Here is a 14,728-nt window from a genome sequence, read left to right on the forward strand (position 1 = left end):
ATGCCTGCAGCCATCAATAGCCCCACAGCGGCTCTCAAGAAGGTTACAGCTGCCGTTACCCGGCAAAGCCGCGAGCTTGCCGCCACTCTGGCTCGCCCCGAGCTTTTGGCACTCGAACCCTATCAAAGCGCCAGGCGCCTTGGCGGCCAAGGGGAAGTTTGGATCAACGCCAACGAGTCTCCCTTCAACCATACGGATATCGACCGGGTTAACCGCTACCCCGAGTGCCAGCCGCCAGAGGTGATAGCCGCCTATGCCGCCTATGCCGGAGTATCAGATTTGCAGCTCATCTGCAGCCGCGGCGCCGATGAAGCGATAGAGTTGCTGATCCGCACCTTTTGCACCCCGGGGGCAGACAGTATCGCTCTGTTTGGCCCCACCTACGGCATGTACGCCATCAGCGCCGCGACCTTCAATGTCGAGGTCAAGGCGCTGTCGTTGGATGACAACTTTCAGTTGCCCAAAGCGTTAACCCAGGCTCAAGGCGCCAAACTGCTGTTTATCTGCAACCCCAACAACCCCACTGGCACCTGGGTAAGCCGGGATGAAATCCTGCGGGTGCTCGAGGCCATGCCAGACACGCTGGTGGTAGTGGATGAAGCCTATATTGAATTCAGCCCCGAGCTGAGCGCCGCCGCTTTGCTCAAGGAGTATCCCAACCTGGTCGTACTGCGCACTCTCTCCAAGGCGTTTGCCCTGGCCGGAGCCCGCTGCGGCTTTATGCTGGCCAATGAAGGCATTATCGAGATGGTAAAACAGGTGCTGGCCCCCTACCCGGTACCTGTCCCTGTGGCACGCTTGGCGGCTTTGGCGTTAAGCCCTGAGGGCATAGCCAGAATGCAGGCCGATGTGGCGCAGCTCAAGACCCAGGGACAAAGAGTGGCTGCGGCGCTGGAAAGACTCGGAGCCCGGGTACTGCCAAGTGGCGGCAACTATCTGCTGGCGTATTTCGCCGATGCCCCCAAGGTGCGTGAGCAGTTGCAGCGCTTTGGCATAGTCGCCCGCAGCTACCGGGATCCGCGTCTTGTTGACGCCATACGTTTCAGTTTCAGCGATGACTCAGATACCGAGCGGTTGCTCGCCGCCCTGAGCCAGGTGCAATAACGATAATAATCAGCCCGGCAGCGGCCGGCACAAGGAAACATCAATGAGCCAGAAAATACTCTTTATCGATCGCGACGGCACCCTTATTGAAGAGCCGCAAACCGACAAACAGGTGGACAGATTGGATAAGCTGGTGTTTGAACCCGGCGTTATTCCGGCGCTGCTCAAACTGCAAAGCGCCGGTTACCGCTTGGTGATGGTCTCCAATCAGGATGGCCTGGGCACCCCCTCCTTCCCGAAAGAGGACTTCGATGCGCCCCACAATCTGATGATGCAGATTTTTTCAAGCCAGGGGGTCAACTTCAGCGAGGTGTTGATTTGCCCTCACTTCAACGATGAAAACTGCAGTTGCCGCAAACCCAAACTCGGGTTGGTAAAAGCGTTTCTGACCCAGGGCCTGGTGGATTTCACCCGCTCGGCAGTTATTGGTGATCGGCAAACCGATATTGCCCTGGCCGAGGCCATGGGCTTGACCGGCTATCGCTATGACAGGGAAAAGCTCAACTGGGACGATATCTGTGATGCCCTCTTGAGCCGGGGTCGCCAGGCAACTGTGGTGCGCACCACCAAAGAGACCGATATTCGGGTTGAGGTAGATCTCGACCGCGCCGGCAACAGCGACATCAATACCGGCATAGGCTTTTTCGATCACATGCTGGATCAGATTGCCACCCACGGCAATTTCAAACTGGCAGTCAAGGTTGACGGCGATCTGGAGATAGATGATCACCACAGTGTGGAAGATACTGCACTGGCGCTGGGCGATGCTTTACGTCAGGCGCTGGGCGATAAACGCGGTATTGCCCGTTTCGGCTTTTCCTTGCCCATGGATGAAGCCCGTGGCGATTGCCTGCTGGATCTCTCCGGCCGTCCCTTCCTCAAGTTCAACGCCGAATTTGAGCGGGAAAAGGTCGGGGAGCTGGCCACAGAGATGGTAGCGCACTTCTTTCGCTCCTTTGCCGACGGCCTGCGCTGCACCCTGCACCTTGGCTGCGAGGGCGACAACGACCACCACAAGGTAGAAGCGCTGTTCAAGGTGCTGGGGCGCACTCTGCGCCAGGCCATCAAGGTTGAAGGTGATGCCTTGCCTTCCAGTAAGGGAGTGTTGTAATGACCCAAGCCGTTGCCAAGACAGTGATAATAGATACCGGCTGCGCCAACTTGAGCTCGGTGAAATATGCCTTCGAGCGTCTCGGCGCCGACGTTTGTATCAGTGATGATGCCGAGGTTATCCGCAGCGCCGAAAGAGTGGTGCTTCCCGGAGTGGGCACAGCCAGAGCCGCCATGGCGGCGCTCACTGAAAAACAGCTAATTCCTGTTATCAAGGCGCTAAAACAGCCGGTGCTGGGAGTGTGTCTCGGTATGCAGCTCATGTGTGACAGCTCGCAGGAAAGTGGCGAGGATGCCGATGAATGTCAGTGTCTTGGGCTGATCCCGGGCACTATACGCCAGATCGACTGTAAGGGGTTGCCCAGTCCGCATATGGGCTGGGATCAACTGAGCCCCGTACTTGATGCAAACGGCCAAGCGCACCCGCTGTTTACCGGTATCGATGAAGGCAGCTACTGCTATTTTGTTCATTCCTTTTGCGCCGCGCCTTCGGCGGCCACCATAGCCGAATGCTGTTACGGCGAGCGTTTCAGCGCCGCCATTGCCAAAGACAACTTTATGGGAGTGCAGTTTCACCCGGAAAAGAGCGCCGCTATCGGCAGCCTTATCCTGGCTAACTTTCTCACTTTGACCCAGGATGATTTTAACGGAGCCGCAGCATGATTATACCGGCAATCGATCTTATAGAAGGTCAGGTAGTGCGCCTGTTTCAGGGCGATTACCAACAGGAAACCCGCTTCAATCTGCAACCTGAGGCTCAACTGCTCGCTTATCAGGCCCAGGGCGCTTCACTCTTGCATCTGGTGGACTTGACCGGCGCCAAAGACCCTGAGCGCTGCCAGAGCAGCCTGATAGCTTCGCTCGCAGCCGCCCTGGATACACCACTGCAAGTGGGCGGCGGCGTACGCAGTCAGCGTCAGCTCGATGAACTATTCAAGGCCGGGGTTTCCCGGGTAGTGATAGGTTCATTGGCGGTGCGTGAGCCCAAACTGGTTGGCGCCTGGCTCGAGCAATACGGCCCGGAGGCCATCTGTCTGGCGCTGGATGTCAATATCAATGCCACGGGCGAGAAAATAGTGGCGGTTCACGGCTGGCAGAGTGGCGGTGGTAAAACCCTGGAATCTCTGGTGGCCCAGTTTGCCCCTTTGGGCCTTAAACATGCCCTGGTCACCGACATCAGCCGTGATGGCACCATGACGGGGGCCAATACGGCCCTGTACCGCGAGTTGGCGCAGACCTTTCCCGATATCGCCTGGCAGGCTTCCGGCGGTATCGCCAGCCTGGATGATGTCGCCGCAGTCAGGGATTCCGGCGCCAGCGGCCTGATTATCGGCAAGGCCTTGCTAACCGGCGAATTCAGCGTAGAGGAGGCGATCGCATGCTGGCAAAACGTATAGTCCCTTGTCTCGATGTACGGGACGGTAAGGTGGTCAAAGGCGTGCAGTTTCGTAACCATGAAACCATAGGCGATATCGTGCCGCTGGCGGCCAGATATGCTGCCGAAGGCGCCGATGAACTGGTGTTCTATGATATCACCGCCAGCGCCCACTCGCGGGTGGTGGATAAGTCCTGGGTCAGCCGGGTGGCGCAGCAGATAGACATCCCCTTCTGCGTGGCCGGCGGCATCAAGACCCTGGCCCAGGCACGCGAGCTGCTGGCATTCGGTGCCGACAAGATCTCCATCAATTCACCGGCACTGTCGGATCCCAGCCTTATTCGCAGGCTGCAGGATGAATTCGGCCGCCAGTGCATAGTGGTGGGTATCGACTCTTTCTTCGATGCCAATGGCAACAGCTATAAGGTGAAACAGTTTACCGGCGATGAAGCGGCGACCCGCGACACCCAATGGCACACCTTGGATTGGGTCGAAGAGGTGCAGCGCCAGGGCTGCGGCGAAATCGTCCTCAATGTGATGAACCAGGATGGGGTGCGCCAGGGTTATGATATCGAGCAGCTCGCCAAAGTGAGAGCCGTCTGCGATGTGCCGCTTATCGCCTCCGGCGGTGCCGGCACCATGGCGCACTTTCTCGAGGTCTTCGCCAAGGCCAAGGTCGATGCCGCACTGGCCGCCAGCGTATTTCACAAGGGGATCATAGAGATCCAGGCGCTGAAAGCCTTTCTCAAGCAAAGCGGCGTCGCCATTCGCAGCTAAGGAAGGCTTCTTGCAAAGGACTAGGGCCATTGGCTGCGAACCACACCTTGCATCCAGGCCCGTAAGCCGGCGCAGAGCACACATGGGACTTGTTCGCACCTTCCTTAATGCCCCACAACCCAATACAGGTATTTGATATGACAACCGAGACAAACAATGCCGACTGGCTCAAACAGTTGGACTGGGATAAACAACAGGGATTACTGCCGGCCGTAGTGCAGGACTTTCACAGCGGCAAGGTGTTGATGCTGGGTTATATGAACCGCGAAGCCCTGGATGTCACCCTGAGCAAAGGCCTGGTGACCTTTTACAGCCGCAGCAAACAGCGGCTGTGGACCAAAGGCGAAAGCTCGGGCAATCTGCTGCAATTGGTCAGCATAGGAGTGGACTGTGACAACGACAGCCTGCTGCTGCAGGCCAACCCCTTAGGCCCCACCTGCCACAAGGGGACTGACAGCTGCTGGGATAATCCGGCCTGCGGCGAAGTGCACCCCTTTATCAATCGCCTGCAAAGCCTTATCGCCTCCCGTAAGGAAGAAGACCCCAACGAGAGCTATACCGCTTCGCTGTTTCAGCGCGGTACCAAGCGCATTGCCCAGAAGGTGGGCGAAGAGGGTTTGGAAACCGCGCTGGCGGCGGCCACTCATGATCGCGAAGAGTTGGTGAATGAAGCCTCGGATCTCCTCTATCACCTCTTGGTACTGCTGGAGGATCAGCAGCTGTCCCTCGATGATATCCATGCCAACCTGGCCAAACGCCACGCCCAGGCCAAAGCGGCACAGGAGTAGAACAAAGCCAACATAAGGAAGTGGTAAAGCAGCAACCAATAAAGGCAAAAGCGAAGGGAATGAATGCAACTAACAGGTGTTCATCCCCTTCTGCTGTCAGCTTTTATCGCAATCTTACAGTGCTCATTTTACTCAAGCCAAGACTAAGATTGCAGCCCCTTTGAACGCCCTTAAGCCCTCTCTAATCCATGCGGAAAGCTTAATCGCAGTCGCCTCCCCGGATACAAGCCGCCGGGGCACTTGGCACGGCTTTCGGATTATCTCTCTTGGCGTCAATCCCAGAGAGCTGTTTGGCAAAACTTGAGTCAAACCAACCCAGCATTGCCTCTGTCTGGCCGTAGAAGCGGTTCAAAGGTACAGGGTGCCACTCACCGATTTCGCTTTCCAGAACCAGTGACGGAAAGCCTGCCAATCCGAGCTTTGCCATCATGGCCCGGCTCTGAGTGATATGGCTCGCCAGCGGCGAAATCTGCCCGGCTGAGTTTGCTTTCATAACCGCCGTCAGATCGCTAGCCAATTTCTCGTGCCCCAGTGCCTGGAGACTTCTCAGCGCCATCAGCAGTTGCAGTAACACTTCAGGCTCGGCAAGCCTTAAACCTTGAACATAATGGCCACCCTGCAATATCTCCAGCAGCGCCAATCCCTGCCCTGCCACCTTTTCGGCGAGCAGGATAGCGGCAATGGCCGGTCCCGAGTCCAACACAGCGTCAGGGCATTGCAGCAAACCCTGAGTGTAACCGTCACCAAAGGGCTGCCCGGTCAGCTTGGCAATTTTGCTGTCGTGGCTGAGGATATGTTGCCTGAGCCCGGGCGTTATTCTTGTTGCCGCCATCAGGCCGCCGGCGTGCAAAACTATCGGGAGTCTGGCACTCAGGGCATGAATGAGGGGCGCCGCACCATGGCACCAGCCGCACAAGGGGTCAAAAAAGTAGTGCAGCCTCACCATTTCATCTCACCCTTACTGACCTTGGCAGCTATCTCCAATGCCATAGCAAGCCCGGCATTCGGGTACAGACGCTGCATGGTGTCAATAAGCTCAGCGCTGGTTTGGGTGACGGCTTCGGCTTGTTCGAAATCCTGCAGGTACTTGAGTGTCGCGGCAATATTGTCCTGCTCGAGAAAAGATTCAGACAACATGTGCCCGGGGATCACCTTGGCAGGGTTAAGCGCCGCCATTTCCGCCAGCTGTGCCTTCCAGGCCGCTCGCTCACTCTGGCTCTGACTATCAGCCATCCACAGGTGCAAGCCTCCGGAGACGGCCACATTGCCGAGAATGGTTTTGCTGGAAGGTACCCAGAGGTATGGCCTGTCAGCCAGCATTCCCTGGTCACCTTTTATCTCAATCGCCTTGCCTTCAAGCATTAATTGACTGCCTTTAAATATCTCTGGCAGCTGCGCCTTGAGGGGGGCATTGCTACCCATTCTGGGGATCCAAAAGCTCAGCTTGTCTTCCAGCTTGGCCGAAATTTGTGCATGCACTGCCGGGGTCGTCAGATATTTTGCTTTAGGGAAAAACTGCTTGAGTGTGGCAACCCCGAAGTAATAGTCAGGATCCGCCTGGCTGACGAATACAGTGGTCAACTGCTTGCCACTGTCCAGAACCTCGGCGGCCAGTCGCAGGGCATCGGCGCGGGTGAAGCCTGTGTCGACCAAAATAGCTTCCTTGTCACCGCTTATCAGGGTGGCGTTGACATGAAAGCTGTTACCGTCGGCGTTATAGACTTTGAAGTCGAGGGCGTCCGATTCGGCGTGTAAAGAAAATGGCAACACTAAACTGGCAGCCAATACGAGTGATTTAAGCATGGTTTTACTCCGGTGAATTTCAACGTTGGCCAGTTTATGATTTCAATTAATGCAGATATACGGCTAAAGTTGCGCAATATTGTTGCATAATCCGGACAAGTAATCGCAGATGGACAGATTAACCGCCGCCGAAGTTTTTGTGGATCTGGCCGCCAGTGGCAGCTTTACCGCTACCGCCGAGCGGCTTGAGATGTCGCGCGCCATGGTAACCCGCCATATCAAGGCGCTTGAGGATTGGTTGGGCGCCAGATTACTCAATCGCACCACCCGCAGTGTAACCCTTACAGATGCCGGGAATCAGTGCCTGACATATTGTCGCCAGTTACTCTCGACCCGTGAGGCATTGGAAATCAGCCTAAGCGAGAGACGCAGACAATTGACCGGCAAACTGAGAATAAGCAGTAGCATGTCGTTCGCACACGCACGGCTGGCAGCGAGCCTCGCGCAATTCATCAGGCTTAATCCCGGAGTGGAAATCGAGTTGGATGTGAGCGATCGCACTGTGGAGCTGGTGGCGGAAAGGGTCGATCTGGTGATCCGTATAGCGTCAAGCCCGGATCCCCTGTTGATTGGCAAGCCGCTTATCAAGGTGAATTCGCAGCTGGTGGCTTCTCCTGAATACCTCAAACAGTATCCAGCACCGCAGCATCCCAGAGATCTTCGCCGCCACCAGTGCCTTGGATACCGCCATTTCAATCGTAATCTTTGGCATCTTTCCAAGGGAGAACAGAACGAATCTGTGGCGGTCAACTGCCAACTGGTGGCCAATGAAGCGACAGTATTACTCAGGGCGGCTCAGGCAGGCAGCGGTATCGCCCAACTGCCCGATTATCTGCTGGATGAGGCACTCAAAAATGGCAGCTTACAACGCTTGCTGCCGGATTGGACACCGAGAGTCATGACGGCCTACGCTCTCTATAGCTCCAGAGAGCATATGCCGGTGGCGCTGAGGGCCTTGATTAACCACTTGAGTCAGGCATTCTCAGGTTGAAGACAAATGATAACCACCTACTGAAGTAGGTGGTTTAGGGGCTGAAAACCAAAAACGGGGCCATAAGCCCCGTTGATACTCGCTGACAAAGTTGTCATGCAGCAACTATCTGTTGCTGTGCCCTTAGCGGATGCAGACGATCGTGCATCACCTTGATGGTTTCAAAGCGGGTCAGGGTTTTGACATCGCTGAGTCGACATTCGTTGGCCAACATCATCACCAAAGAAGCCTGCAACCCGGTCTCAACCACCATCACCAGCACGCGTTCTCCACGACATTTGAGGTCAAATACCTTTCCCGGCTCACTGTAAACACAGACAGCACTGGTGTCAAAAAACCATGACTTGGGCATCTGCGGTTTTTGCATAAAGTGAGCGGCGGTGGCGTTCAACGCCAACTGAACCACTTGTGCATCCGTCAATGATAGTGACTTGGTTAGACGATCAAGCAGGTCAATATAGAACTTGGCGTGCTCGACGCTAAATTCTGCTTCTTTCATTGCATCCGGTATCAAAGTTTTGGCTTTATAAGGAGTCAGAAATTCCATTTCCGAACCTAACGATACGCTAAGGACACCGTACGAATCGTTATATCTCCATTGCCAATCTCTGTTTGGCATTAATAACATAACGCAATCCAATAAGACCTGTGATTTATTACCAACCGAATAATAGATGATATTTTACCCAATATCAAAAAAAGTTTTAAATATTAGACTGAGATAACAATATCTTAGGCAGATCTTTCAGATCAAAAAACGATCGATTCAAATAAAAAAGGATCGCCAAGGCGATCCCTTTGAGTGTTTTTTAACTTATTTAGATCTATAAGCGTCGACAATATCTTTAATTAATTTTGGCCCTTGATAGATAAAACCGGAATAGATCTGCACCATGCTTGCTCCTGCATCCAATTTATCCAGAGCATCCTCGGCGCTATTAATACCACCTACCCCCAGGATCGGGATCTCGCCTTTCAAGCATTGCGCGAGATACTTGATCACCTTGGTCGACAACTGGTTCAGCGGCTTACCGCTAAGGCCACCTGTTTCATTGGAGTTAGCCAAGCCACTGACCCCATCACGGGTCAAAGTGGTATTAGTGGCTATGGCGCCATCAAACTTATGTTTCAATAATGACTCGGCTATCTTTTCGATCTCTTCTTCAGTCAGATCCGGCGCTATTTTTAATGCAATAGGGACATACTTGCCATGCTTTTCTGCCAGTTCTGTTTGTTTGTTTTTTAAGCTAGATAACAAGTCGTCCAGTAATTCGCCATATTGCATGGTACGCAGGCCGGGAGTATTGGGTGAGGAAATATTAACCGCGATGTAATCAGCATAGGCATAAACCTTATCCATACAGATCAGATAATCATCTTTCCCTTGCTCTACCGGTGTATCTTTATTTTTACCTATATTGACACCGACCATGGCATTGGATTTTTTAGCCTTGAGATTGGCCACCAGATTATCCACGCCGAGATTATTAAAGCCCATACGATTAATAATCGCCTTGGCCGGTTTAATCCGGAAAAGCCGAGGTTTATCGTTACCGGGTTGCGGCCTTGGAGTCACGGTTCCCACTTCAACATGACCAAATCCCATGGCATGAAAGGCATCGATACATTCACCGTCTTTATCCATACCGGCGGCCAAACCGACGGGATTAGGGAATGTCAGCCCCATGAATTCGACCGGGGCCGGGGCAAGATGCTGCGCATAAAAGCAGTTCAGCGGTGAGTTACCCGTGGTTCTGAGACTACTGATGGCAAAGTTGTGGGCGCGCTCAGGATCCATCTGAAACATGACTTTTTGTGCGAGTTTGTAAAACATGGTTTCTCCTAGACCTAAAAAAAGCCCCGGCGTTTGCCAGGGCTCTTATTGTTATAATAGCTTACTTCTGCCCTTCGCAGTGCAGGATCAGCAGATTCAGTTCACGTAGCGCTACTGAGAACTTCGCAAATTCATGGGTTTGCGAGGTCTTGAAGTCAGCCAGCATGTGGAACCAGCGCTCCAGCAAGCCCTGATTGAGTTCGACCCATTGTTCGATAATAGCATCGGACTCACAGCTGTCGGTACAGCTGCGCAGTACCGCTGATGTCAGCGCTCTTTGCTGCCAATCCAGCTCCTCACGGAAGGCTGCTCTGGCCAATGCCTGCCAGTGGTTGGCCACCGGCTGACCACCGATCTGCTCCAGGAACCAATGCAGATCGATTCTTGCGCCCAACTTGAAGTAAGTTTCTGCCACCAGTGAAACCGGCTTGGACTCCAGCTGAGCTATCTGAGCAATATCCAGCGCCGAGAACAGCGTACTCATGTTGGCAACCAGATTGGCGACCTCATGAGGCACGGCTTCTTTTTCCAGTGCGGCGATATCCTCTTCAATACCCGCCAACTCATCAGCTACCAGATAAGAGCGGATATTGGCTTTCAGCTCGTCGAACACCGGCTTATAGAAGGCAACAACCTGCTCTATGCTCATGGCGCGGCTACGGTTACGCAGGAACCAGCGACAGGCACGGCGCATGTTACGGCGCAACTGGTGCAGCATCTCGCCCTGAACAACCGCGGGTACTATGCCGTTCAAATCAGTAATGGCTTTGGTTAAATCTGCCAAACCAAACACTTCGCGGGCCATAGTGTAACAAATGGCGGCATCGGCAACTGAGGCGCCTGTCTCATCCTGCATACGCTGGACGAAATTGAGCCCCATATCGTTAACCAGTTCGTTCGCCAACGAAGTAGCAATGATCTCACCGCGCAGCGGATGTTGAGTCATCTTGTCGGCATACTTCTGCTGCAACTTGCCAGGGAAGTAAGCAACCAGCAGTTGGCTCAACCAAGCGTCATCTGTGATAACAGGTGTCAGCAGTTGTTCCTTGAGCACCATTTTGGCGTAGGCCACCAATACCGACAGCTCAGGACGGGTCAAACCTCGGCCGTTGGCCAAACGCTCGGACAGCTCCTCTTCTGTAGGCAGGAATTCCAGAGCGCGATCCAACTTACCCTCTTTTTCCAGGTAGTTGATAAAGCGGATCTGCTCTTTGAGCTGTTCGGCGCCGCGCACCTGAGTCACAGAGATGGTGCGAGTCTGATCTTTACAGTCCTGTAGCACTATCTGCGCGACTTCGTCAGTCATCTCTTCCAGCAGGCGGTTACGCTGCTTAAGGGTCATCTCACCTTCGGCCACCAGAGCGTTGAGTAAAATCTTGATGTTAACTTCGTTGTCCGAACAGTCCACACCACCCACGTTATCGACAAAATCAGTGTTGATACGGCCACCATTGGCGGCGTATTCAATACGGCCAAGCTGAGTACAACCCAGGTTACCGCCTTCACCTATGATCTTGGCCTTAAGCTCGCCACCGTTGACCCGCAAACCGTCGTTGGCGCGGTCGCCGACTTCGGCATGGGTTTCACTGCTCGCTTTGACATAAGTACCGATACCGCCGTTCCAGATCAGGTCAACCGGCATTTTCAGCAGGCATTTGATCAGCTCAGTCGGCGTCATAGCATCCTTGTCGGTCGCCAGCATCTTCTTGATTTCAGGCGTCAAACTGATGGATTTTGCGCTACGGGCAAACACACCACCGCCTTTGGAGATAAGCTCCTTGTTATAGTCTTCCCAGCTGGAGCGAGGCAGATTAAACAGACGCTTACGCTCGACAAAGCTGGTCGCCGAGTCAGGCGTTGGGTCGATAAAGATATGCATGTGGTTGAAAGCAGCCACCAGCTGGGTATGCTCAGACAAGAGCATGCCGTTACCGAATACGTCACCGGCCATGTCGCCTATCCCCACACAGGTGAAATCTGTGGTCTGGCAATCGATACCCACTTCGCGGAAGTGACGTTTTACTGACTCCCAAGCGCCACGGGCGGTGATGCCCATCTTCTTGTGGTCATAACCGTTGGAACCACCGGAAGCGAAAGCATCCCCCAGCCAGAAGCCATATTCGGTGGCAATGGCGTTGGCGGTATCAGAGAAGGTCGCCGTGCCTTTATCGGCGGCGACCACCAGGTAAGGGTCGTCTTCATCGTGACGCACCACATCCACAGGGGGAACCAGGTCGCCGTTGACGATATTGTCTGTGATATCCAGCAAACCACGGATAAAGATCCGGTAGCATTCCTGACCTTCGGTGAAGAAAGCTTCACGTCCGCCTTCGGTCGGCAGCTGTTTACAAACAAAGCCACCCTTGGCACCTACGGGCACAATCACAGTGTTCTTAACCTGCTGTGCCTTCACCAGACCTAGCACTTCGGTACGGAAATCTTCGCGGCGATCAGACCAGCGCAAACCACCACGGGCCACTTTACCACCGCGCAGATGCACACCTTCAACCCTTGGGCTGTAGACGAAGATTTCAAACTTCGGCAGTGGCTTGGGCATTTCAGGGATCTGGTTGGGGGCAAACTTGAAGGAGATATAATCCTTCGGCTGGCCGGCGGCATCTTGCTGATAGAAGTTGGTTCTCAGCGTGGCGTTGATAAGATCCAGATAGCGGCGAATGATACGGTCATCATCCAGGCTGGATACGTCATCGAGACGCAGATTGATCTGCTCGATAAACTTATCCAGCGTGCGGGTCTTCAGCTTGGGATTGAACTTACGAATAAACATCTTCACCAGCGAATCGGCTATCTGCGGATAGCGGCTGAAGGTTTCTTCGATGTAAGCCTGGCTGAAGGTCGCATCTATTTGACGCATATACTTGGCATAGGCGCGCAGCACTGACACTTCACGGCCGGAAAGCCCGGTAGCCAGTACCATGCGGTTGAAGCCGTCGTCTTCCAGCTTTTTCTGCCAAACCTGAGCCAGCGCGGTCTGGAATCTATCCTGGCTGTCTGCCAGGTTTTCAGTGGCGCCGCCCTGTACTGTCATCAGGAAGTCGAGGATCCAGAAGGTCGCGCCATCTGTGCTCTTCACTTCATAAGGGCGCTCATTGATCACCCTGAGACCGAAGTTTTCCAGCATAGGCAGCACATCCGACAGATGGATAGGCTCATCCTTGTGGAACAGCTTCAAACGTACCTTGTTGCTGCCAGGCGCCGCTTCCTGTGGCTGATAGAACAACATGCCCAGCTTATGGTCATCATCTAACGCTTCCAGTTGTTGCAGATCCACCACGGCCGACGTCGGCAACACATCGTCTTTGTAACTCTGTGGGAATGCAGTCAGATAACGCTTGAACAGGCGAGTACCCTGCTCTTCACCCAGTGAATTGTTGAGCGCGCTCTGAAGTTTATCTTCCCATGAGCGAGCGGCTTCAATCAGATTGTTTTCTATGGCAGCCACATCGAGTTCCAAATTATTGTTGTTGTCGACTTTAACTATGTAGTGGGTACGGGCCAAGCTCGACTCGGAGAAGTAAGTGGTAAACTCCACCTCTTCATTGCTGTTAAAGGTTTGGGCAAAGATCCTTTGGGTATCTTCACGCAAACGGGTGTTGTATCTGTCTTTAGAGACATACACCAAACAGGACAGGAAACGGCCGAAACCGTCTTTACGGACAAACAGCTTGAGTTTATCTCTGTCCTGCATCTCCAACACGCCGTGAGCCATGTGCGACAACTCGTCGACGCTTGCCTGAATAATCTCGTCCCTTGGCAGGTTTTCCAGAATATTCATCAACGCTTTATAGTCGTGGGAGCGCGGTGCCAGACCTGACTTGTCCATCACCCGCTGGACTTTCTCGGCCAACAGTGGGATCTCTTTCGGACTACGGTTATACAGATTGGAAGCATACAGGCCGATGAATCTGTCTTCACCGACGACATTACCGGCCTCATCGAAACGTTTGACGCCGATATAGTCGACATAGGCGGGTCTGTGAACCCGGCTCTTGGCACTGCTCTTGGTCAGGATCAGCAGGCTGTTGTCCAGCGCTTCACGGCGAGCCGATTCAGAGAAAGAAGACAGCATCAAACCATGCTCTGGCTGCGCTTTGCCGGGTTTGTTCATCAAGCCCAGGCTACTGGCCATATCCGGTACCAGCTCAACGTCACCCTCGACTTTACGCAGGTCGTAGCGACGATAGCCCATCAGAGTAAAATGATGGTTGTTCAAATAACTAAGGAAGCGAGTCGCTTCTTCGAGTTCGGCTTTCTCACCGGGGAACGGGCGCTTCGGCAACTCTTCAACCACTTCAGCCAGCTTATCGGACATGGCGCGCCAGTCATTGACGGCGGCGGCGACATCACCGAGCACGGACTCTATCTCTTTTTCGAGTTGTTTTATGTCCTGGTCGCTGCTTTGGCGGTCGATTTCAATCAGGAATACCGCCACCTTGTCGCTGTCTTCCTTGCTGTCGTTAACAAAGCTGACCCGCTTGATGTCTTTGCCCTGGCGCTCAATGGCCAGAGGCGTATGTAACATCATATGGGCGGTGATCCCCAAACGGTTGAGAGCCATCCCCACAGAATCCACCAGGAAGGGCATATCGGGCTGCACAACTTCGATGATGGAGTGGGTTGATTGCCAGCCGTGCTTGGCTTGGCTTGGGTTGAATACCCTTAAGTGAGTTTCCCCACACGGCGTGCTGTTCAGAGCATTCCAAAGACTCAGGACGGCACCGTAGAGATCGCTATCGTTACGGGCCTGGAGATCGTCCTTGGACATGTGAGCGTAGAGGCAGGTGGCGAACTGTTCCACCTGATTTGCTTGTGTTTTAGGGACTTTGGAGTGGATTAAACTAACTACCTTTTCAAGCAGTACTGAAGGCATTGCATCTTTCAAGGCCATTTTGCTGTTTCCTTAAGCGTCTATGGCAGCGCTTTTT

The 14,728-nt window shown here is 53.8% G+C and carries 12 protein-coding genes; 7 read left to right on the forward strand and 5 right to left on the reverse strand.

Annotated features, from left to right (window positions below; genetic code table 11):
- The 6 genes from hisC (at position 1) to hisIE (ending at position 5,154) form a co-directional block, all read left to right on the forward strand.
- A complete protein-coding gene (hisC, locus tag SIL79_RS17235) occupies positions 1-1,104 on the forward strand; it encodes a histidinol-phosphate transaminase (protein ID WP_162206567.1) in 1,104 nt (367 codons plus the stop codon).
- Between the two features lie 43 nt (positions 1,105-1,147).
- Positions 1,148-2,215, forward strand: a complete 1,068-nt coding sequence (hisB, locus tag SIL79_RS17240; protein ID WP_039033224.1) for a bifunctional histidinol-phosphatase/imidazoleglycerol-phosphate dehydratase HisB — start codon at positions 1,148-1,150, stop codon at positions 2,213-2,215.
- Complete coding sequence (gene hisH, locus SIL79_RS17245; protein ID WP_162206566.1) at positions 2,215-2,877, forward strand: imidazole glycerol phosphate synthase subunit HisH; 663 nt, start codon at positions 2,215-2,217, stop codon at positions 2,875-2,877. Before hisB ends, hisH begins: the two co-directional genes overlap by 1 nt.
- The gene (gene hisA, locus SIL79_RS17250) at positions 2,874-3,611 is read left to right on the forward strand and encodes a 1-(5-phosphoribosyl)-5-[(5-phosphoribosylamino)methylideneamino]imidazole-4-carboxamide isomerase (RefSeq protein ID WP_039033226.1); all 738 of its coding nucleotides are present in this window, start codon (positions 2,874-2,876) and stop codon (positions 3,609-3,611) included. The genes hisH and hisA overlap by 4 nt, the downstream gene beginning before the upstream one ends.
- The gene (gene hisF, locus SIL79_RS17255) at positions 3,593-4,366 is read left to right on the forward strand and encodes an imidazole glycerol phosphate synthase subunit HisF (protein ID WP_144361345.1); all 774 of its coding nucleotides are present in this window, start codon (positions 3,593-3,595) and stop codon (positions 4,364-4,366) included. The genes hisA and hisF overlap by 19 nt, the downstream gene beginning before the upstream one ends.
- A gap of 137 nt (positions 4,367-4,503) precedes the next feature.
- Positions 4,504-5,154, forward strand: a complete 651-nt coding sequence (hisIE, locus tag SIL79_RS17260) for a bifunctional phosphoribosyl-AMP cyclohydrolase/phosphoribosyl-ATP diphosphatase HisIE (RefSeq protein WP_144361344.1) — start codon at positions 4,504-4,506, stop codon at positions 5,152-5,154.
- A 199-nt stretch (positions 5,155-5,353) separates the two neighbouring features.
- Here hisIE and SIL79_RS17265 read toward each other — a convergent pair whose 3' ends face one another.
- Together SIL79_RS17265 and SIL79_RS17270 are read right to left on the reverse strand one after the other, a co-directional pair.
- A complete protein-coding gene (locus SIL79_RS17265; RefSeq protein ID WP_144361343.1) occupies positions 5,354-6,100 on the reverse strand; it encodes a DsbA family protein in 747 nt (248 codons plus the stop codon).
- Positions 6,094-6,957 carry an MBL fold metallo-hydrolase gene (locus SIL79_RS17270; RefSeq protein WP_101096411.1) on the reverse strand — a complete coding sequence of 288 codons (864 nt, stop codon included), beginning with the start codon at positions 6,955-6,957 and terminating at the stop codon, positions 6,094-6,096. Before SIL79_RS17270 ends, SIL79_RS17265 begins: the two co-directional genes overlap by 7 nt.
- Positions 6,958-7,066: 109 nt before the next feature.
- On the opposite strand from SIL79_RS17270, the gene SIL79_RS17275 reads away from it, so the two are divergent.
- Positions 7,067-7,948, forward strand: coding sequence for a LysR family transcriptional regulator (locus SIL79_RS17275; RefSeq protein ID WP_144361342.1), 882 nt, complete (start codon positions 7,067-7,069; stop codon positions 7,946-7,948).
- 94 nt (positions 7,949-8,042) lie between these two features.
- Here the strand turns inward: SIL79_RS17275 and SIL79_RS17280 are convergent, their stop codons facing one another.
- From SIL79_RS17280 to SIL79_RS17290, 3 genes are all read right to left on the reverse strand, one after another.
- On the reverse strand, positions 8,043-8,576 hold the full coding sequence (locus SIL79_RS17280) for a cell division protein ZapC (protein ID WP_039033231.1): 534 nt from the start codon (positions 8,574-8,576) through the stop codon (positions 8,043-8,045).
- A gap of 186 nt (positions 8,577-8,762) precedes the next feature.
- Complete coding sequence (gene pyrD, locus SIL79_RS17285) at positions 8,763-9,782, reverse strand: quinone-dependent dihydroorotate dehydrogenase (RefSeq protein WP_039033232.1); 1,020 nt, start codon at positions 9,780-9,782, stop codon at positions 8,763-8,765.
- Between the two features lie 61 nt (positions 9,783-9,843).
- A complete protein-coding gene (locus SIL79_RS17290) occupies positions 9,844-14,691 on the reverse strand; it encodes an NAD-glutamate dehydrogenase (protein ID WP_039033233.1) in 4,848 nt (1,615 codons plus the stop codon).
- Between the last annotated feature and the right edge of the window lie 37 nt (positions 14,692-14,728).

The organism is Shewanella indica, from assembly GCF_033842865.1.
In the GTDB taxonomy this organism is placed as follows: Bacteria; Pseudomonadota; Gammaproteobacteria; order Enterobacterales; family Shewanellaceae; genus Shewanella; species Shewanella indica.

Bases quoted from the DNA above. Each gene is read 5' to 3' on its own strand.
- hisC (WP_162206567.1), top strand. From the start codon at position 1: ATGCCTGCAGCCATCAATAGCCCCACAGCGGCTCTCAAGAAGGTTACA.
- hisB (WP_039033224.1), top strand. From the start codon at position 1,148: ATGAGCCAGAAAATACTCTTTATCGATCGCGACGGCACCCTTATTGAA.
- hisH (WP_162206566.1), top strand. From the start codon at position 2,215: ATGACCCAAGCCGTTGCCAAGACAGTGATAATAGATACCGGCTGCGCC.
- hisA (WP_039033226.1), top strand. From the start codon at position 2,874: ATGATTATACCGGCAATCGATCTTATAGAAGGTCAGGTAGTGCGCCTG.
- hisF (WP_144361345.1), top strand. From the start codon at position 3,593: ATGCTGGCAAAACGTATAGTCCCTTGTCTCGATGTACGGGACGGTAAG.
- hisIE (WP_144361344.1), top strand. From the start codon at position 4,504: ATGACAACCGAGACAAACAATGCCGACTGGCTCAAACAGTTGGACTGG.
- SIL79_RS17265 (WP_144361343.1), bottom strand. From the start codon at position 6,100: ATGGTGAGGCTGCACTACTTTTTTGACCCCTTGTGCGGCTGGTGCCAT.
- SIL79_RS17270 (WP_101096411.1), bottom strand. From the start codon at position 6,957: ATGCTTAAATCACTCGTATTGGCTGCCAGTTTAGTGTTGCCATTTTCT.
- SIL79_RS17275 (WP_144361342.1), top strand. From the start codon at position 7,067: ATGGACAGATTAACCGCCGCCGAAGTTTTTGTGGATCTGGCCGCCAGT.
- SIL79_RS17280 (WP_039033231.1), bottom strand. From the start codon at position 8,576: ATGTTATTAATGCCAAACAGAGATTGGCAATGGAGATATAACGATTCG.
- pyrD (WP_039033232.1), bottom strand. From the start codon at position 9,782: ATGTTTTACAAACTCGCACAAAAAGTCATGTTTCAGATGGATCCTGAG.
- SIL79_RS17290 (WP_039033233.1), bottom strand. From the start codon at position 14,691: ATGGCCTTGAAAGATGCAATGCCTTCAGTACTGCTTGAAAAGGTAGTT.